General features: G+C 54.0%; 24 protein-coding genes. 17 read left to right on the top strand and 7 right to left on the bottom strand.

Annotated elements, in window-relative coordinates; all coding sequences use genetic code 11:
* Nucleotides 1-132 precede the first annotated feature (132 nt).
* The 8 genes from rplM (at nucleotide 133) to K0I31_RS16990 (ending at nucleotide 8,838) form a co-directional block, all read left to right on the top strand.
* Nucleotides 133-564 (top strand): 50S ribosomal protein L13, encoded by a 432-nt coding sequence (rplM, locus tag K0I31_RS17025; RefSeq protein ID WP_011867090.1) that lies wholly within the window; start codon nucleotides 133-135, stop codon nucleotides 562-564.
* A gap of 15 nt (nucleotides 565-579) precedes the next feature.
* Nucleotides 580-972, top strand: a complete 393-nt coding sequence (gene rpsI / locus K0I31_RS17020) for a 30S ribosomal protein S9 (protein WP_011867089.1) — start codon at nucleotides 580-582, stop codon at nucleotides 970-972.
* Between the two features lie 106 nt (nucleotides 973-1,078).
* Nucleotides 1,079-1,267: a DUF2065 domain-containing protein gene (locus tag K0I31_RS17015; RefSeq protein WP_011867088.1), complete on the top strand. Its 189-nt coding sequence runs from the start codon at nucleotides 1,079-1,081 to the stop codon at nucleotides 1,265-1,267.
* Nucleotides 1,268-1,333: 66 nt separating this feature from the next.
* Nucleotides 1,334-2,629 carry an adenylosuccinate synthase gene (locus K0I31_RS17010; protein ID WP_011867087.1) on the top strand — a complete coding sequence of 432 codons (1,296 nt, stop codon included), beginning with the start codon at nucleotides 1,334-1,336 and terminating at the stop codon, nucleotides 2,627-2,629.
* 267 nt (nucleotides 2,630-2,896) lie between these two features.
* Nucleotides 2,897-3,586, top strand: coding sequence for a tetratricopeptide repeat protein (locus K0I31_RS17005; protein ID WP_220043402.1), 690 nt, complete (start codon nucleotides 2,897-2,899; stop codon nucleotides 3,584-3,586).
* Nucleotides 3,587-3,643: 57 nt separating this feature from the next.
* Nucleotides 3,644-6,118: a ribonuclease R gene (rnr, locus tag K0I31_RS17000; RefSeq protein ID WP_220079145.1), complete on the top strand. Its 2,475-nt coding sequence runs from the start codon at nucleotides 3,644-3,646 to the stop codon at nucleotides 6,116-6,118.
* Nucleotides 6,119-6,132: 14 nt separating this feature from the next.
* Nucleotides 6,133-6,873 carry a 23S rRNA (guanosine(2251)-2'-O)-methyltransferase RlmB gene (gene rlmB / locus K0I31_RS16995; protein WP_220079144.1) on the top strand — a complete coding sequence of 247 codons (741 nt, stop codon included), beginning with the start codon at nucleotides 6,133-6,135 and terminating at the stop codon, nucleotides 6,871-6,873.
* A 1,167-nt stretch (nucleotides 6,874-8,040) separates the two neighbouring features.
* A complete protein-coding gene (locus K0I31_RS16990; RefSeq protein WP_220079143.1) occupies nucleotides 8,041-8,838 on the top strand; it encodes a hypothetical protein in 798 nt (265 codons plus the stop codon).
* Between the two features lie 439 nt (nucleotides 8,839-9,277).
* On the opposite strand, the gene K0I31_RS16985 is transcribed toward K0I31_RS16990, so the two are convergent.
* The gene (locus tag K0I31_RS16985) at nucleotides 9,278-10,021 is read right to left on the bottom strand and encodes a DUF481 domain-containing protein (protein WP_220043398.1); all 744 of its coding nucleotides are present in this window, start codon (nucleotides 10,019-10,021) and stop codon (nucleotides 9,278-9,280) included.
* Between the two features lie 222 nt (nucleotides 10,022-10,243).
* Here K0I31_RS16985 and rpsF point away from each other — a divergent pair, with 222 nt between their 5' ends.
* From rpsF to rplI, 4 genes are read left to right on the top strand one after another with little or no spacing between them, the layout of a single operon-like run.
* A complete protein-coding gene (rpsF, locus tag K0I31_RS16980; protein WP_011867080.1) occupies nucleotides 10,244-10,651 on the top strand; it encodes a 30S ribosomal protein S6 in 408 nt (135 codons plus the stop codon).
* Between the two features lie 8 nt (nucleotides 10,652-10,659).
* Nucleotides 10,660-10,965 carry a primosomal replication protein N gene (priB, locus tag K0I31_RS16975; RefSeq protein WP_144202728.1) on the top strand — a complete coding sequence of 102 codons (306 nt, stop codon included), beginning with the start codon at nucleotides 10,660-10,662 and terminating at the stop codon, nucleotides 10,963-10,965.
* Nucleotides 10,966-10,977: 12 nt separating this feature from the next.
* Nucleotides 10,978-11,205, top strand: coding sequence for a 30S ribosomal protein S18 (rpsR, locus tag K0I31_RS16970; protein ID WP_011867078.1), 228 nt, complete (start codon nucleotides 10,978-10,980; stop codon nucleotides 11,203-11,205).
* Nucleotides 11,206-11,232: 27 nt separating this feature from the next.
* Nucleotides 11,233-11,685: a 50S ribosomal protein L9 gene (rplI, locus tag K0I31_RS16965; RefSeq protein WP_011867077.1), complete on the top strand. Its 453-nt coding sequence runs from the start codon at nucleotides 11,233-11,235 to the stop codon at nucleotides 11,683-11,685.
* Nucleotides 11,686-11,778: 93 nt separating this feature from the next.
* On the opposite strand, the gene K0I31_RS16960 is transcribed toward rplI, so the two are convergent.
* Both K0I31_RS16960 and K0I31_RS16955 read right to left on the bottom strand, forming a co-directional pair.
* Complete coding sequence (locus K0I31_RS16960; RefSeq protein WP_220079142.1) at nucleotides 11,779-12,180, bottom strand: hypothetical protein; 402 nt, start codon at nucleotides 12,178-12,180, stop codon at nucleotides 11,779-11,781.
* Between the two features lie 142 nt (nucleotides 12,181-12,322).
* Complete coding sequence (locus K0I31_RS16955) at nucleotides 12,323-14,527, bottom strand: S46 family peptidase (RefSeq protein WP_220079141.1); 2,205 nt, start codon at nucleotides 14,525-14,527, stop codon at nucleotides 12,323-12,325.
* Between the two features lie 116 nt (nucleotides 14,528-14,643).
* Here K0I31_RS16955 and dnaB point away from each other — a divergent pair, with 116 nt between their 5' ends.
* The 3 genes from dnaB (at nucleotide 14,644) to K0I31_RS16940 (ending at nucleotide 18,530) form a co-directional block, all read left to right on the top strand.
* Complete coding sequence (gene dnaB / locus K0I31_RS16950; RefSeq protein WP_011867074.1) at nucleotides 14,644-16,050, top strand: replicative DNA helicase; 1,407 nt, start codon at nucleotides 14,644-14,646, stop codon at nucleotides 16,048-16,050.
* A 109-nt stretch (nucleotides 16,051-16,159) separates the two neighbouring features.
* Complete coding sequence (gene alr / locus K0I31_RS16945) at nucleotides 16,160-17,236, top strand: alanine racemase (RefSeq protein ID WP_220079140.1); 1,077 nt, start codon at nucleotides 16,160-16,162, stop codon at nucleotides 17,234-17,236.
* Between the two features lie 4 nt (nucleotides 17,237-17,240).
* The gene (locus tag K0I31_RS16940) at nucleotides 17,241-18,530 is read left to right on the top strand and encodes a BamA/TamA family outer membrane protein (protein WP_220079139.1); all 1,290 of its coding nucleotides are present in this window, start codon (nucleotides 17,241-17,243) and stop codon (nucleotides 18,528-18,530) included.
* 26 nt (nucleotides 18,531-18,556) lie between these two features.
* Here K0I31_RS16940 and K0I31_RS16935 read toward each other — a convergent pair whose 3' ends face one another.
* On the bottom strand, nucleotides 18,557-19,021 hold the full coding sequence (locus K0I31_RS16935; RefSeq protein ID WP_011867071.1) for a chemotaxis protein CheX: 465 nt from the start codon (nucleotides 19,019-19,021) through the stop codon (nucleotides 18,557-18,559).
* A 282-nt stretch (nucleotides 19,022-19,303) separates the two neighbouring features.
* Here K0I31_RS16935 and K0I31_RS16930 point away from each other — a divergent pair, with 282 nt between their 5' ends.
* Together K0I31_RS16930 and K0I31_RS16925 are read left to right on the top strand one after the other, a co-directional pair.
* Complete coding sequence (locus tag K0I31_RS16930) at nucleotides 19,304-20,317, top strand: NAD(P)H-quinone oxidoreductase (RefSeq protein WP_220079138.1); 1,014 nt, start codon at nucleotides 19,304-19,306, stop codon at nucleotides 20,315-20,317.
* Between the two features lie 310 nt (nucleotides 20,318-20,627).
* Nucleotides 20,628-21,062, top strand: coding sequence for a hypothetical protein (locus K0I31_RS16925; protein WP_144202743.1), 435 nt, complete (start codon nucleotides 20,628-20,630; stop codon nucleotides 21,060-21,062).
* A gap of 117 nt (nucleotides 21,063-21,179) precedes the next feature.
* Here K0I31_RS16925 and K0I31_RS16920 read toward each other — a convergent pair whose 3' ends face one another.
* The 3 genes from K0I31_RS16920 to K0I31_RS16910 all read right to left on the bottom strand — a co-directional run bounded on the left by K0I31_RS16920 (nucleotide 21,180) and on the right by K0I31_RS16910 (nucleotide 25,186).
* Nucleotides 21,180-22,220 (bottom strand): aldose epimerase family protein, encoded by a 1,041-nt coding sequence (locus tag K0I31_RS16920; protein WP_220079137.1) that lies wholly within the window; start codon nucleotides 22,218-22,220, stop codon nucleotides 21,180-21,182.
* A 111-nt stretch (nucleotides 22,221-22,331) separates the two neighbouring features.
* Nucleotides 22,332-23,498, bottom strand: a complete 1,167-nt coding sequence (gene galK, locus K0I31_RS16915) for a galactokinase (protein WP_220072326.1) — start codon at nucleotides 23,496-23,498, stop codon at nucleotides 22,332-22,334.
* 263 nt (nucleotides 23,499-23,761) lie between these two features.
* Entirely contained in the window at nucleotides 23,762-25,186 is a 1,425-nt protein-coding gene (locus K0I31_RS16910) for a solute:sodium symporter family transporter (protein WP_220079136.1), read from the bottom strand.
* Between the last annotated feature and the right edge of the window lie 8 nt (nucleotides 25,187-25,194).

The following is a 25,194-nucleotide window of genomic DNA, read 5'->3' as shown; positions in this document are numbered from 1 at the left end:
ACTCCGCCAAAACGGCGGAAGTTGTAAAGCCTTATTCTTTGCTCGAAGGGGCGGAGAATGGCATTTTTTGTGTTGTTATTTATTAAAAAATAATGGCATTTGAGACAGAATTTAAACATTGGGTTTTTGTAAATGAAGACTACATATACTGCTACACCAGAAACAGTGACGCGCGAATGGTTCGTTGTTGACGCTGAAGGTAAAACTTTAGGTCGTATCGCGACTGAAATCGCTCGTCGTCTACGTGGCAAGCATAAGGCAGAATACACTCCTCACGTTGATACTGGCGATTACATCATCGTTATCAATGCTGAGAAAGTAACTGTAACTGGTAACAAAGCAGCAGCTAAGACTTACTACTCTCATTCTGGTTTCCCAGGTGGTATCAAGCAGATTACTTTCGATAAGCTGCAAGATCATAAGCCAGAAATGATTATCGAGAAAGCAGTAAAAGGTATGTTGCCAAAAGGTCCTCTAGGACGTGCCATGTACCGTAAACTGAAAGTTTACGCTGGCGCAGAGCACAACCACGCTGCACAACAACCACAAGTTCTTGATATCTAATCCGGGAGTAAGCTAATGTCTGCAACTCAGTACTACGGCACTGGCCGTCGCAAAACATCTACTGCTCGCGTATTCGCTAAAGTAGGTAGTGGTAACATCGTCGTGAACCAACGTCCACTTGACGAATATTTTGGTCGTGAGACTGCTCGTATGGTTGTTCGTCAACCTCTAGAGCTAGTTGAAATGACTGAAAAGCTAGACATCTATGTAACTGTTAAGGGCGGTGGTATCACTGGCCAAGCAGGTGCAATCCGTCACGGTATCACTCGTGCCCTGATGGAGCTTGATGAAGCTCTACGTCCATCTCTACGTGCCGCTGGTTTCGTTACCCGTGATGCTCGTAAAGTTGAGCGTAAGAAAGTCGGTCTACGTAAAGCACGTCGTAAGCCACAATTCTCAAAGCGTTAATATTACGCTGCGAAGATTGGAAAAACCCAGCCTTGTGCTGGGTTTTTTTATGGCTGTTTTCTGCTATTTTTAAACCCTAATTGTTCGCTACAGGAAACACACCTAGATGACATTCCAACTCCTGATGCTGGTTTTGGCCATAGTGCTGATTATCGAAGGGATAGGTCCGCTTTTATTTCCGAATCGTTGGCGGGCATATTTGCAGGAAATTTCCAGCCAAAATCAACGGGTTTTACAAAGGTTAGGTGGTGCTTTAGTGACCGCGGGCGTGGTCATATTGATTATTTTTTCATAAATTACTTGCCACTTCCCCCCCAAGATCTGCTAAAATCCCGTTTTAACCACTACCTTGCAGCAAATAATGGGCAAAAACGTTGTAGTTCTCGGCACCCAATGGGGTGACGAAGGAAAGGGTAAGATAGTCGATCTACTTACCGAACAGGCCAAATATGTCGTTCGTTATCAAGGTGGCCACAATGCTGGTCATACACTTGTTATCGATGGTGACAAAACCGTTCTTCATCTTATTCCATCAGGGATTTTACGCGATAATGTAAAATGCATTATCGGTAATGGTGTTGTGCTTGCGCCCGACGCCCTGATGAAAGAGATCAACATGCTTAAAGAGCGTGGCGTCCCTGTAGAGGAGCGTCTGCTTATCTCCGAAGCGTGTCCGTTAATCCTTCCTTTCCATTGTGCCTTAGATATCGCACGTGAAAAAGCACGCGGTAACAAAGCTATTGGTACAACGGGTCGTGGTATCGGTCCTGCTTATGAAGATAAGATCTCTCGTCGCGGTCTTCGCGTTGGCGATCTGTTTAATGCAGAACTGTTCGCCGAGAAACTGAAGGAAGTGATGGCATATCACAACTTCATGTTGACCGAATACTATGGTTGCGAAGCGGTTGATTACGAGACCACGCTAAAAGATGCGTTGGCTATTGCCGACTATCTGAAGAGCATGTGTACCGATGTTACTGAGCTGCTGGATCAGGCTCGTAAGAATGGCGACAACATTTTGTTCGAAGGCGCTCAGGGCACGTTACTGGATATCGACCACGGTACTTATCCATTCGTAACCTCTTCAAACACGACTGCCGGTGGTGTAGCAACAGGTTCAGGTTTCGGTCCACGTCATCTGGACTATGTCTGCGGTATCATCAAGGCATATACCACACGTGTGGGTGCGGGTCCTTTCCCAACTGAACTGCGTGACGAGATCGGCGATCACTTAGGTACTAAGGGTCAAGAGTTCGGTGCGACCACAGGTCGTAAGCGTCGTCCAGGTTGGTTGGATATCGTTGCCATGAAGCGCGCGGTACAGATCAACAGCATCAGCGGTTTCTGCTTGACTAAGCTTGACGTACTCGACGGCTTGAAAGAAGTGAAGCTATGTGTGGGTTATCAGTACCCAGATGGCAGCATCTCTACCGTAACTCCGCTGGCAGCCGAAGGCTACGAGCAGGTAACGCCTGTGCTCGAGACTATGCCTGGTTGGAGCGAAAGCACCTTCGGTGCGACCTCTATCGATCAACTGCCACAGGCAGCGCTCGACTATATCAAGCGAATCGAAGAGTTACTGGAAACGCCAGTCGACATTATCTCAACGGGTCCCGACAGAAACGAGACCATGATTCTAGTGAATCCGTTCAGTTAATCATAAGGGCCGCGTTAAGCGGCCTTTTTATTTTTAGGGTCTAGCCTAAGTAGAGTAGCGAAAGCGAGCCTGGTTAGCATAAGCTCAGCCAAATAGGCTAGGTTGGCGATAAGGTTACAATCACTTTTTAAGCTAACGCCGCAGCGGCCGATAAGATAAGGTATACTGCCTAAGTCTGTCATAGAGATAAGGCGTGAGATTAACCTAGAGACCTTAACTAACGTAACAGTTAATGCAAGAGTTAAGGTAGGAGTTAAGGCAAGAGTGATGACGAGATTAGTATGCGTTATTTTGCTGGCCTGTCTATCGACGCTGGCCCAGGCCCAAACACAAGTACAAGCCGAGGCACAAGCCGTTAAGGCTAGCGATAACAAGTCTGCCGATAAGAAGGCGGAGCTCAAGGCGGTCAACATCTACAGCCAGGAGCAGCTTGTCGAGATGATCCGCGACAAGTCTTACCTGACCCGCGTCAAGGGAGACGACTGTCAGCTGGTGCAAGATATCGAGGCCCGCGCCGAGGTATTGAAGCAGCCGCTGTACCAATATTTATGGGCGGAGATGCTGAACTATGGCATCTGCGTCAAGGCCAATCCGCCACGGGGGATCTCCATGCTACGCGACGCCGCAGAGCAGGGGAGCGCCGAGGCCATGGTCAGGATCGCCGAGTATTACCATGACGGTAAGTTCGTGATCCAAGATAAGGAGCGTGCGGTGCAATACACACTGCCCGCTGCCGCCAGTGGCGATCTGCCTGCGCGCATGATGCTGGTCAGATTGTTTGGCGAAGGCTATGGTAGCCCCAGAGATTATGAGATGGGTTACCACTGGCTATACAACGATGTATTTAGTGATGAGGCGACCAAACAGGAAGCCCTGAAATTATTGATGGTGCTGGAAGCAAAGATGCCCGCAAGTGCAGTTGAGAGGGCTAAGCAGGCGCACCTGAGATCCCGGTAAACGCCCTAAGCCCCTTAGCAACAACAGGAGAGCCTGGGCAAAATTTATGGATAATGAATGATCAAAGATCCGCATTTAAAGCGTGAACAAGAGAAGTACGACAACCCCATTCCTAGTCGTGAGTATATTTTAGATTACTTACGCTCACAGCAATCACCCCTCAATCGCGAGAAAATCGCCCAGGCGCTGAACATCAGCGACGAAGAGCAGCTCGAAGCCTTGCGCCGTCGCCTCAGAGCCATGGAGCGAGACGGCGAGCTGGTCTTTACCCGTGGCCAGGCCTATGGTCTGCCCGAGCGTATGGATCTGCTCAGCGGCACCGTTCTGGGGCACAAGGATGGCTTCGGCTTCCTCAAACTCGATGAGGGCGGCGACGATCTCTTCATCAACAACCGTGACATGCTGATGTATTTTCACGGCGACAAGGTGCTGGCCCAGAAGGCCGGTGTCGACCGTAAGGGGCGCCGCGAGGCACGCATCGTCCGTCTGACCCATGAGCGCACCGCGCCTCTGGTGGGGCGTTTCCATCTGGATTCCGGTATGGCCTTCGTCATTGCCGACGACAAGCGTATCACCCAGGAGATCCTGATCCCCGACGACGATCGCAACGGCGCCCGTCAGGGCGATGTGGTGGTGGTCGAGCTGACACGCCGCCCCGGTCGCTACATGAAGGCGGCGGGTAAGGTCACCGAGGTACTGGGTAAAGAGATGGCGCCTGGCATGGAGATAGAGATTGCCCTGCGCAACTATGATCTGCCCCATACCTGGTCAAGCCTGATCGAGAAGAAACTGCGTAAGATCCCAGATGAGGTGACCGAAGAGGATAAGCAAGGCAGAGTCGATCTGCGCAAACTGCCTCTGGTTACCATAGACGGTGAAGATGCGCGCGACTTCGACGATGCCGTGTACGCCGAGACCAAGAAGAGCGGCGGCTGGCGCCTGTGGGTCGCCATCGCCGACGTGAGTCATTATGTACGCACCGAGTCGGCGCTGGACAAAGAGGCCCGCGCCCGCGGTAACTCTGTCTATTTCCCGTCTCAGGTGATCCCCATGTTGCCGGAGAAGCTGTCTAACGGCCTCTGCTCCCTCAACCCTGGGGTTGATCGCCTCTGTATGGTGGCCGAGATGACTATCTCGGCGGCGGGTAAGCTGTCGGGTTACAAGTTCTACCCGGCCGTGATGCACTCCCACGCGCGCCTCACCTATACCCAGGTGGCGGAGATGCTCGAGGGCGGCGAGGTGAGTGATGAGCTCAAGCCAATCTTCCCGCATCTAGAGACATTGCAGTCGCTCTACCTGACGCTAGATGATACCCGTGCCCAGCGCGGCGCTATCGCCTTCGAGACTACGGAAACTCAGTTTATCTTCAACGCCGATCGCAAGATCGAGCGTATCGAGCCGCGCACCCGCAACCAGGCCCATAAGATCATCGAAGAGTGCATGATCCTGGCCAACGTGGCGGCGGCCAAGTTTGTGAAGAAGCATAAGGGCGAGGTGCTCTACCGGGTGCATGAGGCGCCTTCGGAGCAGAAGCTGACTAACTTCAAGGACTTCCTCAAGGAGCGCGGCCTGTCCATGGGCGGTGGCCTAGAGCCTGAGCCGGCCGACTATCAGGCCTTGATGGAGCAGGTGGTCGACCGGCCCGACGCCGAGCTGATCCAGGTGATGTTGCTGCGCTCCATGCGCCAGGCCACCTACACCCCGGATAACGAAGGCCACTTCGGTTTGGCGCTGGAGGAGTACTCGCACTTTACCTCGCCAATTCGTCGCTACCCGGACCTCATCCTCCACAGGGTGATCCGTTACCTGTTGTCGAAAGAGCGCGGTGAAGCCAACGACAAGTGGACGCCAGATGGCGGCTATCACTACCAGATCGAAGAGCTGGATCTGCTGGGCGAGGAGTGTTCCAACACAGAGCGACGCGCCGACGAGGCGACTCGCGACGTCAGCGACTGGCTCAAGTGTGAGTTTATGCGTGACCATGTGGGCGACACCTTCGAGGCGGTGATCGCCTCTGTGACTCATTTCGGCATGTTTGTCCGCCTGAGCGATCTCTTCATCGACGGCCTGGTGCATATCTCCACCCTGGGTGGTGACTATTATCACTATGATAATATGCGTCAGCGCCTAGTGGGTGAGGCCTCGGGCCTGGTGTATCAGATAGGCGACCCTGTCACCGTCAAGGTGGCCGCGGTCAACCTGGACGATCGCCAGATCGATCTCATGATGGTGGGCGACGATGGTAAGACATCGCGCCCCCGCCGCGCCAAGAAGCCACTGACCGCCCGCGAGCGGGTCAACCTCGAGGGCGCCAAGATGGCGCGCAAGGGCAAAGAAGATGACAAGCCGACTGGCAAGCGCCGCTCCGCCAGACGCAGCGACGCTAAACCTGGGACAAGTAAGCCCGGAGCAGGTAAGTCGGGAGCCGGTAAGGCGGGCGCGAGCAAGTCGAAGGCCGGGGCGAAGAAGTCATCGGCCAAGCCGGGCGCCAAGAAACGTAAGAGCGTGAAGAAGCGCAGCAGTAAGAAATAAGAGACTCAAATTAGATGAAGAAACAAGATTTCACCTTCGGCATCCACGCCGTCGAGGCCTTGCTAAAAAACAGCCCTGAGCGGGTGATCGAGATGTGGGTGTTGCAGGGACGCGACGATCAACGTCTGATGCCGCTGATCGCCATGGCCGCCGAATATGGTGTGTCAGTGCAGCAGGCCTCACGCAAGGCGCTGGACGACAAGGCCGGTAGCAGTCAGCACCAAGGCGTGCTGGTACGCGCCAAGCCTGCCAAGCAGCTCAATGACAACGATCTGCAGGCGCTGCTGGATAAGACAGAGACGCCGTTTCTGTTGATCCTCGATGGCGTGACAGACCCTCACAACCTGGGCGCCTGTCTGCGTAACGCCGACGCCGCCGGGGTACATGGGGTGATTGTGCCGCGCGACAACTCGGTCGGCCTCACGCCAACCGTTAGCAAGGTTGCCTGCGGCGCCGCGGAAGTGGTGCCCCTGTTCCAGGTGACTAACCTGGCGCGTACCATGAAGGCCCTGCAAGAGAAGGGCGTGTGGATCGTCGGCGCCGCCGGCGAAGCCGAGCACGACCTCTATAAGGCCGATCTTAAAGGCCCCATCGCCATCGCCATGGGCGCCGAAGACAAGGGCCTACGTCGCCTGACTCGCGAGAGCTGCGACTCGTTGGCCTCTATCCCTATGGCGGGTAGCGTCTCTAGCCTCAACGTCTCTGTGGCCACAGGGATCTGTTTGTTTGAGGCGGTTCGCCAAAGGTTGGGGTGATCGGAAATTCGATCTGTCAATTTTTGAGTCGCTGACTCAAGGTTGATGAATGCCGATGAGGGAGACTTCATCGGCATTTTTGTATCTGATGCGGATCAGGAATCAGCTAACCAGTTAGCCATTGTCTAGGTGTAATGCGCACCGTCATCTAGGTTTATAACCTGTTGTTTAGCGTTAACCGTCGATTTTACCTATCGCCTGCCCGGCGGGGGGGATGTACTTGGGGTGGTTTGTGCAGCGTTAACCATCGTTGTTACCAATCGCCTGCCCGGCGGGGGATATGTACTTGGGTTGGGTTGGGTTTTGTAGCGTTAACCGTTGCTGTTGTTAATAGCCTGCGGCTCGCTTATGTGCAGATACATCTGCTACACGCCGTGAATCCCTCCCTGGAGGCTCGACGATGGCATCCCTGCCATCGACGTCCGCAGATGCATCTACACCCGGTATTTTCATCTCTTCGATTGAACGGTATCGGAATTTTCTATGTGTCTGGTAAAAGTGCATTTGTTCTTGCTTGGATCGTGCAGCGTTAACCGTCACCGTTGTCTATTGTCTGTCTGGCGGGAGATGTGCAAGCACTCTTTTGGTACGGTGAGTGAAGCGCAGTTTCGCGCTAATTAGCGAGAGGCATGGATGCCGAACTGGCTGTTAAACAGGGGGGTATTTGAATATGTCTCTATACGCTTCACGGCGGTACTGACCTACATGGATGTAGGGAATGCCAAAAAATGTAGGAACATTTTTGGCCATGCCGCCGAGAGCCAAAAGCGTGCTTACACCCATATCCAAACGTCTCTTCGATTTGACCGTGTTTAGTGTGAAGGGGGGGGCAAAAGTTAATTTGGTTTTGCCCCAAAACGTGCTAGCTAGAGAAAATTAAGCGCCTGAAAACTGCAATAACGCCTTATATTTTTTAATGTGTTGAGCATTTAGCCATGCTCTCTAAGTACTAAATATACAGTTATAGTTTAAGGGCTCGCATAGCCAAGAAAGCGACCCAATCTCGTTTTTGTTAGAAGGGAAAAGAGGAACTACCAATTTTTTATATATGTAGCAATCGGTTAATAACTTTGTTACTAATAAGCCTTTAAGGTAGGTGAGCGTCACTGTGGTGAAAAAATAACCGACTCGCTCACTATAAACATGTTAGCTACATAAGGAGCATTAGTGCATAGAATTAAAGATTTTTTTTTCAAGCCAAGACTATTATTTTTGGCGCCTAAACGAGGTGATGAAATTTCTCTTAAGCCAATCCAGATCGTAATAAGGGTGTTTGTAGCGCTTATTACAGCTGGGTGGATCAGCTTTTTACCATTTTATCTGTTCATTATATACATGCACGAAAACAGCTTCTTTTCATATGATTTTTTTGTGGAAGGAATATTTGGTTTAAATACATTTATAGTTGCAGCAGCAATACTTGTCATTTTTATGTCATTGTACTTCTATGGTTTTTTTCTGTTTTTAAAGCTGGGAATACAGCAGCAGAAAGAAGAGGGGAGGAATGGATACAGGTTTATAACCTGGATGTTTATTTTGGTATCTGTTTTGATACATGTAATGTTCTTTGAACTGTCGTTGGCAAATGACAAGCCATACTTAGTCCTTTGGCTGATGGGAATATCAGCTATGTTTTGTGCATTCTTTTACTCCTTTGTGGGGCATGGTTTCAAAAAAAACCTTCAAAATTGGTTGTCACCAATATTATTTATCGCTGCATCCATCTTTTTACCTTTTTTTAATCAAGATGTGACTTCAGAAGTGGTGTCTATGGGGTTGAGGAGCTTTAACATGGGAGGCGGTAAAAGTATACAGATCGTTGATAAGAGCCAGAATAAAAAGGCTGCATTTGAGGTTGCAGGAAGATTGATTTTATTAACGCCTAAAAATGCTTATATTAACAGCGGAGACAATAAACTTGTAATAGTGCCGATATCTGATCATACAGAGGTGAACGTGTGGTAGCTAACAAGATGCTGCTACGGAAAATTTACTTGGCACTTTCAGATTTCCGTAGAGTACGGCGTTAGCCGATAGGAATCTTCATCCGGTAGTAATTACTTATAATTAAAAATTTAACTCGGAATTTTTCAAAAATGACTTAGCTTTTGATTGTTAGGGTCATGACAATAACATCAAATCGAAGAGACGATAGATATCGGTGTAAACACGTTTTTGGCCTTCGAAATCAGGGATGATTTCGTAGAGCCCACAGGGAAGTGCTAGTGGCGTGCCAAAAACGTGTTTGCACATAAAGCCTGCGGCAGGCAATTGATACACCAAGAAGCCATGGTTCAAAGCACCCTTTCAAATTTCAACCCGGCTAAAAGCCAAAACCATTGAAGCAGCGCTTCACCTATATAGGCAGCATTGAATCCTTGTGCCCATCAAGGTTCGCAAACCTTTATTTAAAGGTGTAAAGCAGATTAAAGGTAGTGACAGTATCCGTCTGCTTCGATCCTTCTGGTACCACTTCCGTGTACTTGATGTTCATGCCTATTTTAAACGCCCAGTCCTGAAATAGGGTGTTCTTGTAACTCATGTCCAGGGTGACTGTGTTGTTGGCCTCGCCGGTCTCGGCAGTGAGGTCGGCGTTGAAGCTGGTGTATTCGTGGATCTTCTGTTCGAACTTGGCGGCGGTACGCAGAATGATCTCGCGATCGGCCTCGGGGTCGGGTACCGACTCGCTTACCTGGGGCAGGTTGTATCGATAACCTGGGCCGACTTCGAGACTCAGCTTAGTGCTGTCGTCGCTGATGGCGTCGAAACCATAACCGGTCGACACGGTGGAGATGCGGGTATAACTACCGAATCTGTCTTCGGTGAAATCACCGCGGGCGAAGATATAGCCTGAGTAGATCTTGTAGCTCGACTGGAGCTGGACGTCGTACTTCTCCGAAGTGGTCTTTTCCGAGTCGGAGGCGAAGTAGGCCTTGAAGACTCCTTCCTGACGAAACTTGTCTGTGTCGTAGACGAGTTTGGTGCGGCCGTTGAAGCTGCTGGATTCTGTGTTACCCGTGTTGATCTGCAACCCGGCCTCTATCTCGGCAGAGAAGTCGCTGGGGGGTTCCTGATAGTCCGGGGGCACCAATGCCCAGGCGCTGTGGCTGAGGCCGAGTGTGATAAATAAACTTGTTGCTCTTAACATTATTTTTATTTTTTGCACGCGTCTAGAACACAAAAATGACAGCGGACTATCATACCGTTTCACTGGGCGATGGGCAAAGTGAATCACGAAAGATATTGCTTGAGTTTTGATGTGTGACCATGTACTATTCCGCGGCTTAATTCAGTCACTTTATTTAGTTCCTTGCCTCCATTTGGTCTGACTGAGCCAACAACGAGGCTAGATAACCGTAAGGAGCAAAAAATGCGTCATTATGAAATCGTATTTTTAGTTCACCCTGATCAGAGTGAACAAGTGCCAGGTATGATCGAACGTTACACGGGTATCCTTACCCAAGCTGGCGGTCAAATCCACCGTTTAGAAGACTGGGGCCGTCGTCAACTGGCTTACCCAATCATCGAACTGCATAAAGCTCACTATGTTCTGATGAACGTAGAAGCGACTGCAGAATCGGTTGAAGAGCTAGAAACAGCTTTCCGTTTCAACGACGCTGTTCTTCGTAGCATGGTTATGCGTACCAAGGGTGCCATCACCGAAGCTTCTCCAATGGCTAAAGCGAAAGACGAGCGTGAAGCACGTCGTTCTAGCGAAGAGCGTTCAGCTGTAGAAGCTGAAGTATCTGAAGAAGCCGCTGAAAACGCAGCAGAGTAAGTTTATTTGTGGCCACCAATCACTTGGTGTTATCTGGAACCATAACCCGGTCCAGAAGCTTTAGTAGCCCGGCAGGCATCCCACATTGTGTGATCATGCTGGAACACAAATCGCAGGTTTATGAAGCAGAGATGCTGAGAAACGTATACTGCCAGATGCAAGTGATATTAAGTGGCGAACGCTTTAACAGCATCACAGACAAACTGAAAACCGGTGTGGATATTGAGGTAAAAGGTTTCATCGCCCTCCAGAGAGGACGCAATGGTCAAAACCGCCTGGTATTACACGCTGAAAATGTCGAATTGAAAACTTAGGAGACTGTCAAAATGGCACGTTATTTCCGTCGTCGCAAGTTCTGCCGTTTCACTGCAGAAGGCGTTACTGAGATCGATTACAAAGATATCGCTACTCTAAAGAACTACATCACTGAAAGTGGTAAAATTGTTCCTAGCCGTATCACTGGTACAAACGCTAAATACCAACGTCAACTGGCTCGCGCTATCAAGCGTGCTCGTTATCTTTCTCTACTGCCTTACACTGATCTACATCAGTAATAGCGCATCAATTTAGAGGAATTAATAATGAACGTTATTCTACTTGATAAAATCGCTAACCTAGGCAACCTGGGTGACCAAGTGTCAGTTAAAGCTGGTTATGCTCGTAACTTCCTTTTACCTCAAGGTAAAGCGGTAGTTGCTAACGCTGCTAACACTGAAGTATTCGAAGCACGTCGTGCTGAACTAGAAGCTAAGCTAGCTGCTGAACTAGCAACTGCTACTGAGCGCGCTGAGAAGCTGGCTGCTCTTGAAGCTGTTGTTATCGCTTCTAAAGCGGGCGACGAAGGCAAGCTGTTCGGTTCAATCGGTAACCGTGACATCGCTGATGCAGTAACTGCTGCTGGCGTTGAACTGGCTAAGAGCGAAGTTCGTCTTCCACTAGGTGCTATCCGCGCTACTGGTGAATTCGAAATCGACGTTCAGCTTCACGCTGAAGTTAAGGCTGTTGTTAAACTTTCTGTTGTTGCAGAAGACTAATACACAGTTTTAAACGATTAAAAGAAACACCGCGCTAATCTGATTAGTGCGGTGTTTTTTTATGCCTGAAATAACCGCTAGCTGCTCTCGCCGCTATTCGGCTTGGTTTGATTTATCCTGTGCAAATTGTGTGGCCATCAGCGTTAGCCGATAGTGAGGGTTGCCTGCTACCAGGCTAGTCACGGGGGCATTCGGGCTTAGATAGAGTTCTTGCGTGCCGATATGGCGAGGTTCATCCGCAGCGCATAGGTAGATGTCACTCACCACCTTAAGCAGGCCCGTCGGGGTGAAGCTTGCGCAAAGCCGGATAGTCACTGCCTGATTACCAAGATCACTCTCGCCTGGCTCGAGGGTGAGGCACTGGGCAATAAGCGGTCGGTCGTCGCCTGTGAGGGTGAAGTTGAGGCGGCACTTAGGTGTGCTGCGCTGGCGCTGCAGGGCTTGTATTCTTCGTTGTTGGGCCGCGAGATAATATCCGCCTAATGGGCTGCTCATCCTATGCCTCGTCCTATGCCTCATCTTGATGTCCATCTTATTAACCTATGCCACTGCCGAGTTAGCGACAAGTAAAAAAATACCCGGCGAGGCCGGGTATTTGTCGATTGGGTAAACGCTCTGACGTAGGACTAGTTTCTGACTAGTTTCTGACTAAGTCCAGCTCGCCCATCAGGTTGTCGGCGTGATCCACCTCATCCATCATCCAGAGAATGTAGCGGAAATCCACATGCACCGCGCGGGTGATGGTCGGGTTGAAGAACCAGTCCTTGGTGATGGCCTCATAGGTAGAGTCAAAGTTTAGCCCCACCAGTTCGCCCTTGCCGTTAAACACAGGAGAGCCCGAGTTACCACCTGTGGTGTCTACGCTGGAGAGGAAGTTCACCGGCACAGAGCCGAAGCTTTCCGGCTTATCCAGGCAAGAGAAGAGGCGGCACAGCCAAGAGGCTGGGTCTTGATAGACAGACTCGACCTTGTGGCTGCCATAACGCTTGGCCTTGATGGCATCCAGCACCTTTTGAGGTGCATCGAACGGCTCGACGCCCGTGTGCTTGGCGACTATGCCTTCCAGGCGGGTGAAGGGCTGTTTGTAGAGGGCATCTTTCGACTGGTAACCATCCACCATGCCGTAGGTGATACGCAGGGTGCCGTTGGCATCCGGGTATACCGGCCAGTTGTTGGCCTTGTAGTAGGCGATAACCGCTTCCATGTAGCCAGGACGCGCCTTAGACAGCTTACCGGCCAGGGTCTTCTTGGCTTTTTCCTGGGCCAGGTTGGTGTCGTACAGGGCCACGGCGATGCGGATGAAAGGATCGGCGCTGGTTTCAAATGCCTTCACATCGGCGTCCATCCAGGCCAGGCGCTCATCCTGATTGGTGAGGCCGGTCAGCGAGTAGAGGCCGTCCAGCTTGTCGCTCAGGCTCACCTCTGCATCGTCCGATTTCAGCATGGCATCCAGCTCTGGCACGCGGTTGTCTTGGGCCAGATAGGCGTCGAGATCCTGTAGCCATAAGGTCTTGTCGACGCTGATGGCGAAGCTTGAGTCGATACGCTTGAGGCGCGCCTTGAACATCTTCATGTCGCGCTCTTGGTAGCCCTCTTCACGCTCGGCATCAGGCTTGGTCTTCTCCTTGGCCAGACGGTAGAGGCGGTTGGCCGCAGAGAGCAGATCGCTCGATTGGGCGTTCTCGAAGAAGTAGTGAGTCTGCTGCGCCTGGCGCTGCTCAACTAACAGAGTCTCGAGTTGGTCGAACTTGGCCTGATAGCTCTGATACTGGGCGTCTGTGGTGAGCCACTTGCGGAAGTCGTCTTCACGACCCTGCTTGATGCCAGCGATGTCGGTGGCCTTGAAACCGTCGAGCAGACCGTTATATTTCTTCATGCGGTTGGCCATAGAGGCCAGTGTGCCTGCGTACTTGATCTTAACGCCTGCGTCCTGTGCGCCCATGGCTTCTATGGTGTCGATACGCTGCTGATAACGCTTGGCCAGGGTAGGGTAGAGCCAGTCGCTGGCAAACTTTAGCTCGCTGGTGAGGCGGTAGCGGCTGGTCGAGCCCGGGTATCCGGCCACGAACACACCGTCGCCCGCCTTGACGCCGTCGGCGTTGATCTTCAGGTAGCTCTTAGGCTTGAAGGGCACGTTGTCAGGCGAGTAGGCCGCTGGCTTGCCATCCTTGCCCACATAGGCGCGCAGGAAGGTGAAGTCGCCCGAGTGGCGTGGGTATTCGTAGTTGTCGATATCGCCGCCGAAGGAGCCGACGCTCTTAGGTGGCGCGTACACCAAGCGCACGTCGCGAATGATCAGTTGCTTGATCAGATAGTATTCCAGACCGTTGTGGAAGCTGCGCACCGAGCAGCGATAGTTGTCGTCGCTCTCACACTCTTTGATCAGTGCCTTACGGTTGGCCTGGATCTCCTCGTAGCGTTTCAGCGGGTCGTCGCTGAGCTCTTTGGTGACCTGCTCGCTCACGTTGGTGACCGCCTCTGTGATGTAGAGACGTTCGTTAGGGCCGGCAGAAGGTTCGTCCGCTTGTTTGCGCGCCAGGAAGCCATCGGCGATGTAGTTGTGCTCTTTCTTGCTGTTGTATTGAATCGCGCGGTAGGCGCAGTGGTGATTCGTCACAACTAACCCTTGGGGGGACACGAAACTGGCGGTACAATACCCCAGTCCGACAACTGCATTCATCGGATATTGGGTCAGATCGGCGAGTTGTTTTGCTGGAATTTGGATACCGCGTTCGCTCAGCTTGTCGGCGATCGAAGGCATTTGATACGGTTGCCATTGCCCTTCATCGGCAATCACTACGCCAGATGACAGCATTAAGGCTGCAACCAATGCTTTGCGCATGTTTATTCCTTAATTATTATGTGTAAGTTTGTAGGACGAACAGGTGAGAGGCCTGTTTCTGCTTGACCCGGGTTTTATATCATATTTTGCCTAATCGTTGGAAATTTGGAGAGTTAATGTCACAGCAAGGTGGATTTCAGGCTAAGAAAAAGCCTAGAGATATACAGATCGACGCATTGAAGATGCCGCCCCATTCGATTGAGGCCGAGCAGTCTGTGCTCGGTGGCTTGATGTTGGATTCAGATGCCTGGGATAAGGTGGCCGAGGCCGTGGTGAAGGATGACTTCTACTCCCGCTCCCACAAGATGATCTTTACCGCCATGGAGGCCCTGGTAGCCGCGGGTCAGCCGATCGATCTGATCACCGTCTCCGAACAGCTGGAGCTGGAAGATAACTTAGAAGATGCCGGTGGTTTCGCCTATTTGGGCGAGATCGCCAAGAACACCCCGAGCGCGGGTAACATTCTCTCCTACGCCGCCATCGTGCGTGAACGCGCCGTGGTGCGCGAGATGATCAAGGTGGCCAACGAGATCGCCGACGCCGGTTTTAACCCCGAGGGGCGTAACTCCAGCGAGCTTCTGGATCTGGCCGAGAGCAAGGTATTTAAGATCGCCGAGCAGCGCGCCAACGCCAACGAGGGCCCCGAGGGGATTAAGACTATCCTCGAGAAGACGGTAGATAAGATCGAGGAGCTGTACAACAACCCTCACAACGGTGTGACCGGGGTGTCCAGTGGATTCAACGATCTCGACCGCATGACCGCGGGTTTCCAGTCGGGCGATTTGATCATCGTCGCGGCGCGTCCCTCTATGGGTAAGACCACCTTCGCCATGAACCTGTGTGAACAGGCGGCGCTGCATGAAGACAAGCCAGTGCTCATCTTCAGCTTGGAGATGCCCTCTGAGCAGATCATGATGCGTATGCTGGCCTCTCTGGGCCGGGTGGATCAGACCAAGATACGTACGGGTCAGCTCGACGATGACGATTGGGCGCGCGTCTCCTCCACCATGGGGATCATGTTGGAGCAGGGCAAGATGTATATCGACGATGGCTCGGGCCTGACACCGACCGAGGTGCGCAGCCGCGCCAGACGTATCGCCCGCGAATATGGCGGTTTGTCGATGATCATGATCGATTACCTTCAGCTGATGCAGGTGCCCGCTCTGTCCGACAACCGTACCCTGGAGATCGCCGAGATCTCCCGCTCGCTCAAGGCGCTGGCGAAGGAACTCGAGATCCCTGTGATCGCCCTGTCGCAGCTCAACCGCTCTCTGGAGCAACGCGCCGACAAGCGCCCGGTAAACTCCGACTTGCGTGAATCTGGCTCTATTGAGCAGGATGCGGATTTGATCATGTTTATTTATCGTGATGAGGTGTATAACGACGACTCCGAAGATAAGGGCACCGCGGAGATCATCATAGGTAAGCAGCGTAACGGCCCCATCGGCCGGGTACGTTTGACCTTCCAGGGCCAGTTCTCCCGTTTCGATAACTACGCCGGTCCGCAGTTCGAAGAAGATTAATCCGACTAAGCTCATAGGGTGAGATTAAACTTGGTTTAATTAGCCCTATGGGTCGCTATTTTGCGTTACCCTCATCGAGTCTCGACGCCATTAACATTAAGGTTATTGTTTGAAACCCTTTCCCCGAGCAGAGATCAGCGGCGATGCGCTGAAAACCAACCTAAAGCGATTACGCCAGCTGGCCCCCCAGAGTAAGGTGATGGCAGTGGTGAAGGCCAACGGCTATGGTCACGGCCTGTTGAATGTGGCCCACTGCCTGGCCAGCGCCGACGGCTTCGGCCTGGCGCGCCTCGAAGAGGCACTGGAGCTCAGGGCCGGTGGCGTGAATGCCAAGCTGCTTCTGCTGGAAGGCTTCTTTCGCCCAAGCGACGTGGCGACCCTGGTCGAGCATGATATCGATACCGTGGTGCACCACGAGTCGCAGCTCGAGATGCTGGAGGCCGCCAGTCTGGCCAAGCCGGTGACTGTGTGGATGAAGATAGATACCGGCATGCATCGTTTGGGCTTTAACCTAGATCAGTTTGAGGCTATCTATCAGCGCCTGCAGGCCTGTCCCAACGTGGCCAAGCCCATCAATCTGATGACCCATTTTGCCTGCGCCGATGAGCCGGATAATCCGGCTACCGCAGAGCAGGCGCGCCGCTTCGAGCAGATGACGGCGAACTTGCCGGGCGATCGCACCCTGGCCAACTCGGCCGCGACCCTCTACTGGCAGGCGACTCAGGCGGACTGGATCCGCCCCGGAATCGCGCTTTATGGCGTATCGCCTGTGGTCGGCGATCTCGGTCGCAATCATGGTCTGGAGCCCGCCATGGAGCTGGTGTCTCAGCTGATTGCGGTGCGGGATCATAAGGCTGGCGATCCCGTTGGCTATGGCAGCTACTGGCGCGCCAAACAAGACACCAAGCTAGGCGTGGTGGCCATCGGCTATGGCGATGGTTATCCCCGTAACGCCCCAGAAGGCACCCCAGTCTGGGTCAATGGCCGCCTGGTGCCCGTGGTGGGACGTGTCTCCATGGATATGCTGACGGTGGATCTCGGCCTAGATGCCACAGACAAGGTGGGCGATACCGCCGTGCTCTGGGGCAAGGCGCTGCCGGTCGAGGAGGTGGCCGAGCATATCGGCACTATCGCCTACGAGCTGGTGACTAAGCTGACCCCCCGTGTCGCCGTCTGCCTAGAATGATCAGATGACTAAGTTGTTGATGGCGAAAATATCTCTCACGCGGCTAGCTTCTCGGGCTAGCCGTCTGTTTTTTACAGGCTTGCTCGCCTTAGCCACCCAGCAGGCACTGGCCAGCGATGACCTGGCGCCTCAGGTTCAGGTAAGCAGCGATGATGGCACCGAGGCCGAGTATGTGGCCGTGCCCTTCATCTTCGCCACCGAGAGCCTGAGTACCTCAGTGGGCGCCGCTGGTGTGGTCAAGCATGCCGGTCAGCGTCAGGCCTCCCTGTTTGCCCTGGGGCTGGGCACGGCCAACGACTCCTGGGTTACCTATCTTGGCGCCAACGACTATCAGCTGCCGGGTGTGGATAGCTGGTTGTTTTCCGGTGAGTATTACCGCGCCCGCTACACAGAAGGGATCTTTTACATCCCAGGGCAAGAGGTTGGACGCGCCGCCGATGCGCCTGAGAGGGTGGTGACTCAGGGGGATGAATCCTTTGCCAGGCTGCACCTTAAATATGTGCTGCCCTGGGGACGAGGCGCCAAGGGCGCGGCCGCTAGTTTGCGAAGCGCACCCTTAGGCAGTCACGAATGGAACCCACTCACCTCTGGGGTGAGCAGCATAGAGTTGACTCCCTTCTTTACCGAGCAACGCCTGGAGGGATATGAGTCGCTGCCACAATCGGCGCGGGGGCTTGAGCTTGAGCTTGCCTGGGACAACCGCGACGATCGCGAGAACAGCAAACAGGGCGGGCGCACCAGCCTGACCCTGACCCGCGACTGGGGCAGCAGCAAGCGTCAGAGCTGGACCACCTGGGAGTTTGAGCAGAGCCTCTACCTGTCCCTTGGGCAATCTGGCTGGTTCGACAGTCGGGTATTGGCCTTTAACTTTTATCTCGCCGACACCCCTACCTGGAACGACTATGACCCGAACAGTCAGACCAACGGGCGTCCGCCTGGATTTGCCGGGGTGGGCCTGGGGGGCTTTAAGCGCCTGCGTGGTTACAGCGGCGATCAGTTCACCGGCCGCAGCGCCTTGTTATATGCGGCCGAATATCGGCTAGAGCCCAAGTGGCAGCCATTGCAGAGCCTGCCGGTGTTTCGCTGGTTCGATATTCCCTGGTGGCAATGGACGGCATTTGTCGAGGCGGGCAAGGTGAGCGATGAGTTTGCCTTAGATAGCCTGCACAGCCAGATGAAAACCAGCTTCGGCGCCGGTATTCGTTTCGAGGTGGAAGGTGTGGTGGTGCGTACCGATCTCGCCATCGGCGAGGAGGAAAGCCAGTTCTGGGTCATGGTGAACCAGCCTTTCTAATCATTACTTGAGTAATGCTGCGCTGGTTAGCCTTCGAAGCAGATCTCTATGTAGGCGGTGCCGTAGATGCTGCTGAAGGGCATGATGATCTTCTGCCCGTCCGACTTGTGGGCTATGGTGTGGTTCTTACCCGACACCACTATTGGGGTCGCCATATCGAACTCGTAGCCCTTATCGCTCAGCAGATTCTTGGCGCCACCGGTCACCATGTTGGTCAGCTCGCCCACCAGATCCGTCACCTCTTCGTCTATGCTCTCCGGCTTCTCCCCCAACATCTTGTTCATGATCTCTAAGATCAAGGTTTCTTCGAAGGTGATCGACAGCGAGCCCTTGGTCTGAGGGCCGACCATGCCGATCAGGCCTGACACATCGCCCTTGGCCAGGTTATCTTTTTTCAGGTTAGGTTTGCCGGGTTTGAGCTCCATGTTGGCCATGGTCTTGAGCACATTGAGCAGGGAATCGAGAAAAGGATTGATAAAGTCTACATTCATCGCAGGTGCAGCCCCTTCTGGTGATAACAGATCGCAGCATATCGGACTTTAAGCTTAGGTGATAAATGGGCGTAAAGCCTGCTGGCACTTTAACACCATAACATAAAGCTCTGGCGGGGCGACAAATCTTTTATATCTAACTTACTAATGGTAAAGATATTTGTGAGCTGCTGTTTGTTTTTGTCGCCCAAGGCGTATAAGGATGACGGCTAAGGCTTGCCCAATTCACCCATTTCGCGCTAGCCTCGACAGCATTAACGCCCGCTAATGTTAGGAGCCGCTATGTCAATGCTTCCCACACACTATACCCATGTGCAATTTAACGCCCCAGGTGGGCCCGAGGTGCTGGAGTTGGCGCAGAGTCCCTTGCCTGCCATAGCGCCGGATCAGCTGCTGATCAAGGTGGAATATGCCGGGGTGAATGGCCCGGATGTCGCCCAGCGCCGCGGCCTCTATCCACCGCCAACCGGTGCCAGCGAGATCTTGGGGTTGGAGGTGTCTGGCACAGTGGTGGCCATGGGCGAGCAGGTGACCGGCTGGCAGTTGGGGGACAAGGTGTGCGCCCTGGTACCCGGCGGTGGCTATGGCGAGTATGTGACGACCTGGGCGGTACACTGCCTGCCTATTCCCACAGGAGTGACCATGGCCCAGGCGGCTGCCCTGCCCGAGACCTTCTTCACCGTGTGGGGACACATGTTCATGCGCGGCGGCCTCAAGGCAGGTGAGACAGTGCTTATTCATGGCGGCTCGGGCGGTATCGGCTCGGCGGCGGTCACCTTAGCGAAACAATTCGCTGTTAAGGTGCTGGTCACCTGCGGCAGTCAGGAGAAGATTGACTACTGCCTCGCCCTGGGGGCCGACCACGGCTTTAACTACCACGACGAGGATCTGCTGGCTCAGATAAAGGCGGTGGTGCCTCATGGGGTGGATCTGGTGCTGGATATGGCCTCGGGTGACCTAATCGATCTTAACCTCAAGGTGCTGGCGATCGAGGGGCGCTTGGTCACCATAGCCCTGCAGCGGGGCAGGCGCGCCGAGGTGGATGTGGCGCTCTTGATGGCTAAGCGTATCTGCTGGACGGGGGCGACCCTGAGGCCGCAATCGGTGGCGGCCAAGCAGGCGATCGCCGATGGCCTGCGTGAGCAGGTGTGGCCTAAGTTCGACACCCAGGAGGGCGGCAGCCTGGTGCCTCACCTGTTTGCCGAGTTTGCGCTGGGTGATGCGGCCAAGGCCCACGCCCTGATGGAGTCGGGGCAACACAGAGGAAAGCTGGTGCTCAAGGTGGCGAATGACTAGCCGTCAACGGGTGTGACAAGCCGCGCGCTCATGGGGGCTGAGCGGTCCGTTAACTTTGGTATAAAGTAGGTTAGAAAAAACTTGAATAACTGATTTGATCGGCTAAATTCGTTACTAGTATCTACCGAGTGAACATTTTGATAGCAATTAAATAAAATAGATCCATTTGGCTATTGATTTCTGGCGGTATTTATTAAAAATGTGTGGGCTATTGTCCAGAGGCGTTTGTGGCGATGGCAGTGACTAAGCTAACTGTTGTCAGCTTTATAATTTTATATTGGTATGTGTTGATTTAAGGGTATTAGCATATATGTATGACACGTCTAAAGAACCTGTTTGGTATGGTGAACTTCGTACGGCTCGAGGTAATACTATCCTCATTCACGACAAAGAGTTTCCCGAAGCCACGGCGGGACGAGTTTATCTCTATAACACGGTAAGAGATGCCGTGATTGAATATGCCGAGGACATCGTTAAGGTGAACCTGCATGACCTTACGGAAGAGGAACTTAAGGCCGCTAAAGCTGAATATGACGCGAACTGGTTAGCTACCCGAGCCGCCTTCATGCAGCAGCATGCCGGTTGGGTTGAGGCGATTCATGCTAAACCTGCACCAGCGCCTAAGAAGGTGAAGGTGGACGCCGAAGAAGGCACCAGCGATGACGACGATGATGATGTCGAACTCGAAGTCGATAGCCTGGACGACGGCTATGATGATTGGTCTGACGATGACGACCGCAACTAGGCAACCTGCCAGGACTCCTGCTTAGTTCGCCGCCATCCTTAGGTAAGAGGTTCCGGTCCCTCTGGAACCCCTACCTAAATCTTTTTTACTTCTCTTATCTCTCTTCCCGTTAGCATCTCATTTGATGAGATCGAACTGATAGCGACTCATGTGGTGATACACCTCGCCCGGCATCAGCCAAGGCGTGCCCGCTAGGTGTGCCTGATTGGGCGCGTCGGGCAGCTGCTGTGGCTCGATACATACCGCCTGATATGAGGCCAGTTTCTGCCCTTGTTTGCCAAGGGTGCCCTCGAGGAAGTTACTGCCGTAGATCTGCACTCCTGGTTGATTGGTGTAGAGGGTCATGCGTCTGCCTGAGGCCGGGGCGCTGACAGTGCCGAAGCGGCTCAGGGCCTTGCCGTCGTGGTTGGGCGTCAGGTAACAGTGATCTATGCCCCTTGTCGGCTCGGTTTCCAGCGCCGTCTTGAGGCTCGCGAGGGACTGTCCCTGGCTGAGATCCAGCGGCGTACCGGCTACCCGAGTCACATCTGTCGGGATCCCCTGCTCATCTGTGGTGAGGTAATGCTGGCTGTCGCTCTGGATGATATGCCCCAGGCTGCTGCGCTCACTCGCGCCTTCCAGGTTGAAGTAGCTGTGCTGGGTCAGGCTGATGGGGCAGGGTTTATCTGTGCTGGCGAGGATCTCCACATAGAGGTTGTTGCCCACCAGGCGGTAGTCGAGCTGGATATTGGCGTTACCGGGAAAGCCCATGTCGCCATCCGGGCTGAACAGGCTGAGGCGCACGCCATCGCTGAGTTGGCCGATATGCCACTGCTTACGATTGAAGCCCTCGCGGCCACCGTGCAGGCAGTTGTCCTGATGGTTGTTGTCCAGGCTGAACGCTTGACCATCGCGGCTCAGGCGGGCGCCTGAGATGCGGTTGGCATAGCGTCCGGCGATGGCGCCCAGGTGGGCGTCTTGGGTCAGATAATCCTGGGCGCTGTCGCAGCCCAGTACGATATTGCCACGCTCGCCCTGGTTATCCGGCGCCCAGAGGGAGCGGATAATGCCACCGAGGCTAAGCACCTCGATGGCCAGGGTGCCGTTGTCTATGATGATGCGTTCAATCTGGCCACCACGGGGATCGTTCCAGGCATCGAGCGGGCGAAAACGTACCATGATAATCTTTTCCTTAAGCGATTAAAGTTGGGATCCTATTGTATTATCTCGCCCCTGGACGAGGGCATGAATACGTATTCTAAACAGCGATTTACGCCTAAGGCTCAGCGATTAATAGAGCTCCTCGTCCAACCTTGAGGCGCCCTGGCTTGCAGAGCAGAGGTAGACGCTGGGCTCCAGGCCTGTCGCCGCCTGATATTGGCGCTCGACCGCCTCGACCACGGCGTCGGTAAGGTCGTGATCCACCAGTGCCACGACGCAGCCGCCGAAGCCACCACCCGTCATGCGCACGCCGCCGCGATCGCCAACCACGGCGTCGATGATCTCGACCAGCTTGTCGATCTCGGGCACGGTGATCTCAAAGTCGTCACGCATCGATTGGTGCGACTGGGCCATGAGCTCGCTCAGCTTGGCAATGTTACCCGCCTCCAGGGCGTGGGCGGCATTTTGGGTGCGGCGGTTTTCGCTCAGCACATGGCGCGCCCGGCGGTAACAGACCTCCGGCAGCTCATCCTTGGCCCCTTCCAGGGTACGCAGCTCAAGATGACGTAGGCTCTCGATGCCGAAATGCTCGGCGACCTGCTCGCACTGCTCACGGCGCAGGTTATATTCGCTGTCCACCAGTCCGCGGGGGACGTTGGAGTTGACTATGATTAGGCTCAGGCTTTCGGGGATGGGCACTGGCTCACAGTCGAGATCTTCACAGTCGATCAGTAGGGCATGCTCCTCTTGAGCCATGGCGCTGATCATCTGATCCATGATGCCGCAGGCGCAGCCGACATATTGGTTTTCGCCGCGCTGGGCCATCTGGGCCACCGCCAGCGGCGATAGCCTGAGCTGGCTGCAATCGTTGAGCGCGGTGCCGAAGGCGATCTCCAGGGCCGCCGATGAGGAGAGGCCAGCCCCTAGGGGGACGCTACCCACGACCGCCAGATCCATCCCCTTGGCAGGCAAGCCGCTGGCCGATACCGCCGCAGTAAAGCCCTTGAGGTAATTGATCCAGCTGTCGTTGGGGTCCATCTCACCCTCCTGGCCGAAGTGCCAGGTGTAGATCTTGCCGGGAAAGGCGTCGGATACGGCGCGGAACTTGTCGTCGTCGCGTTGTTTCACTGCGATAACGGTTCTAAAGTTGATGGCGGCGGGGAGGACGAACCCATCGTTGTAATCTGTATGTTCGCCGATCAGGTTAACCCGGCCCGGCGCCTGATACAGGTCATCGGCCGTGGTACCAAAGGTCTGCACAAAAAGTTTATTGGCGCGCTGTGCGGTATTCGACATTGGTGTTGAACTTCTCAGAAAAAGTTAGCGTTCTCTGCCCCTGTGGGCAGTCTTGTTCATGGTGGTAACAACCATGAGTCATCCTTGTCATTTTTATATCATGTCTCAGTCATTGATGTAACTGAGATTTGTCAGCTGGGATCGGGAAAATATCGCCGACTGGCTCTAGTGTTAATCAGATGTTTTATCTTGGCCACTTGCCGAGCCATCATGGGCTCGGCAGGGAAAACCTGGAACGGGTCTGTTTGCTCTGGTCAAATAGCTTAGTCCAGGGTTGGCTCGGCGACGGGGGCGATGACAGGCTGGGCAAACAGGCGACTCAAGACCAGGGTAACCAGTATGGTCGCCAGCAGGGTGATCGCCATCAGGTGAATGAAGTGCAGCGGGCTCCAGACGAAGGTGAACAGGGCATAGAGTAAGACCCCGAAGACCAGCCCCCATTTTATCGCCTTGGCGCTGACATTTTTGAAGACAAGCGCACAGATAAAGGCCGCCAGTACCGGCATCGAGTAGAGGCCGTTGAGCTGTTGCAGCAGGGCTATGATGCTCTCGGAGCGGGCAAACAGGGGCACCAGGGCGACCGAGATCAGGGTGAACAGTAGAGCGACCCGGGTGCCTATCTTGCGCACGTCGGCATCGGCGTTGATGTAGTTTTGGTGAATGTCGCAGGTGTAGAGGGCGGCGGCCGAGTTGAGGCAGGAGTTGAAGGAGCTGAGCACGGCGCCGGCGATCACCGCGGCGAAGGCGCCAGAGAGCCAGCTAGGCAGCAGGTCGCCCACTAGTTTGCCGTAGGCCACGTCGCCCACATCGCCATAGAGCTTAAAGGCGACTATGCCCGGAAGCACCACGATCACCGGGATGATCAGCTTCATCACCACGGCGGCGTACAGACCCTTCTGCGCCTCCTTCACCGACTTGGCGGCAAGGGCGCGCTGGGTGATCACCATGTTGGTGCCCCAGTAGAAGATCTGGATGAAGATCATCCCGGTGAGCAGGGTCGACCAGGGAATATCTGACTGGCTATCGCCGATCAGGGTCAGGCGTTCCAACGGGACGCCGGAGAGATCCCAGTCCACGGCGTGCATCGCCAGATAGGAGACCGCCAGCCCCATCAGGATCAGCCCCAGGCCATTGAGGGTATCTGAGATGGCGATGGCTCTCAGGCCGCCGAAGATGGCGTAGATGGCGCCCACCACGGCAAAGATGATCGCCAGCACTGTGACAGAGATGGAGAGGCCGAACATGGACTTCATAAACAGCGAACCTGTGTAGAGCACCACGGGCAGCAGGATGAAGGCGTAGCCCAGCATGAAGAGCACAGAGACCATGGCGCGGATTCCCTTGTCCTGATACTTACGCTCCAGCAGCTCTGTGGTGGTGGTGCAGTTGTAGCGGTAATAGATGGGGATCAGCCACTTGGCCAGGATGATCAGACCGATTGCGGCGGCGATCTCCCACCAGGCGACCAGCAGAGTTTGGGCGCCATTCATGCCGACGATCTGTTCGGCGCTGATGTTGGTCATCATCAAGGAGCCTGCGACCACTATCCAGCTCAGGCCGCCGCCGGCGAGAAAGTAGTCGCGGCTGTCGTTGGCGTCGCGGGTCACCTTGCGACACTTAAGATAGGTGATCAGGGCGACCAGCGTCGTGAGGGCGACGAAGATCGCCACCTGTATTGTCTGTTCCATCTGCTTGC

The sequence above is a fragment of the Shewanella spartinae genome, from assembly GCF_019457555.1.
GTDB lineage: Bacteria > Pseudomonadota > Gammaproteobacteria > Enterobacterales > Shewanellaceae > Shewanella > Shewanella loihica.
The sequence above is the reverse complement of the archived record's forward strand: the minus strand, read 5'-3'. Positions and strand labels throughout refer to the sequence as shown.

Excerpts from the sequence above, each read along its gene's own strand:
- rplM (WP_011867090.1), top strand. The coding sequence starts at position 133 with ATGAAGACTACATATACTGCTACACCAGAAACAGTGACGCGCGAATGG.
- rpsI (WP_011867089.1), top strand. The coding sequence starts at position 580 with ATGTCTGCAACTCAGTACTACGGCACTGGCCGTCGCAAAACATCTACT.
- K0I31_RS17015 (WP_011867088.1), top strand. The coding sequence starts at position 1,079 with ATGACATTCCAACTCCTGATGCTGGTTTTGGCCATAGTGCTGATTATC.
- K0I31_RS17010 (WP_011867087.1), top strand. The coding sequence starts at position 1,334 with ATGGGCAAAAACGTTGTAGTTCTCGGCACCCAATGGGGTGACGAAGGA.
- K0I31_RS17005 (WP_220043402.1), top strand. The coding sequence starts at position 2,897 with ATGACGAGATTAGTATGCGTTATTTTGCTGGCCTGTCTATCGACGCTG.
- rnr (WP_220079145.1), top strand. The coding sequence starts at position 3,644 with ATGATCAAAGATCCGCATTTAAAGCGTGAACAAGAGAAGTACGACAAC.
- rlmB (WP_220079144.1), top strand. The coding sequence starts at position 6,133 with ATGAAGAAACAAGATTTCACCTTCGGCATCCACGCCGTCGAGGCCTTG.
- K0I31_RS16985 (WP_220043398.1), bottom strand. The coding sequence starts at position 10,021 with ATGTTAAGAGCAACAAGTTTATTTATCACACTCGGCCTCAGCCACAGC.
- rpsF (WP_011867080.1), top strand. The coding sequence starts at position 10,244 with ATGCGTCATTATGAAATCGTATTTTTAGTTCACCCTGATCAGAGTGAA.
- rpsR (WP_011867078.1), top strand. The coding sequence starts at position 10,978 with ATGGCACGTTATTTCCGTCGTCGCAAGTTCTGCCGTTTCACTGCAGAA.
- rplI (WP_011867077.1), top strand. The coding sequence starts at position 11,233 with ATGAACGTTATTCTACTTGATAAAATCGCTAACCTAGGCAACCTGGGT.
- K0I31_RS16960 (WP_220079142.1), bottom strand. The coding sequence starts at position 12,180 with ATGAGCAGCCCATTAGGCGGATATTATCTCGCGGCCCAACAACGAAGA.
- K0I31_RS16955 (WP_220079141.1), bottom strand. The coding sequence starts at position 14,527 with ATGCGCAAAGCATTGGTTGCAGCCTTAATGCTGTCATCTGGCGTAGTG.
- dnaB (WP_011867074.1), top strand. The coding sequence starts at position 14,644 with ATGTCACAGCAAGGTGGATTTCAGGCTAAGAAAAAGCCTAGAGATATA.
- K0I31_RS16940 (WP_220079139.1), top strand. The coding sequence starts at position 17,241 with ATGACTAAGTTGTTGATGGCGAAAATATCTCTCACGCGGCTAGCTTCT.
- K0I31_RS16935 (WP_011867071.1), bottom strand. The coding sequence starts at position 19,021 with ATGAATGTAGACTTTATCAATCCTTTTCTCGATTCCCTGCTCAATGTG.
- K0I31_RS16930 (WP_220079138.1), top strand. The coding sequence starts at position 19,304 with ATGTCAATGCTTCCCACACACTATACCCATGTGCAATTTAACGCCCCA.
- K0I31_RS16925 (WP_144202743.1), top strand. The coding sequence starts at position 20,628 with ATGTATGACACGTCTAAAGAACCTGTTTGGTATGGTGAACTTCGTACG.
- K0I31_RS16920 (WP_220079137.1), bottom strand. The coding sequence starts at position 22,220 with ATGGTACGTTTTCGCCCGCTCGATGCCTGGAACGATCCCCGTGGTGGC.
- galK (WP_220072326.1), bottom strand. The coding sequence starts at position 23,498 with ATGTCGAATACCGCACAGCGCGCCAATAAACTTTTTGTGCAGACCTTT.
- K0I31_RS16910 (WP_220079136.1), bottom strand. The coding sequence starts at position 25,186 with ATGGAACAGACAATACAGGTGGCGATCTTCGTCGCCCTCACGACGCTG.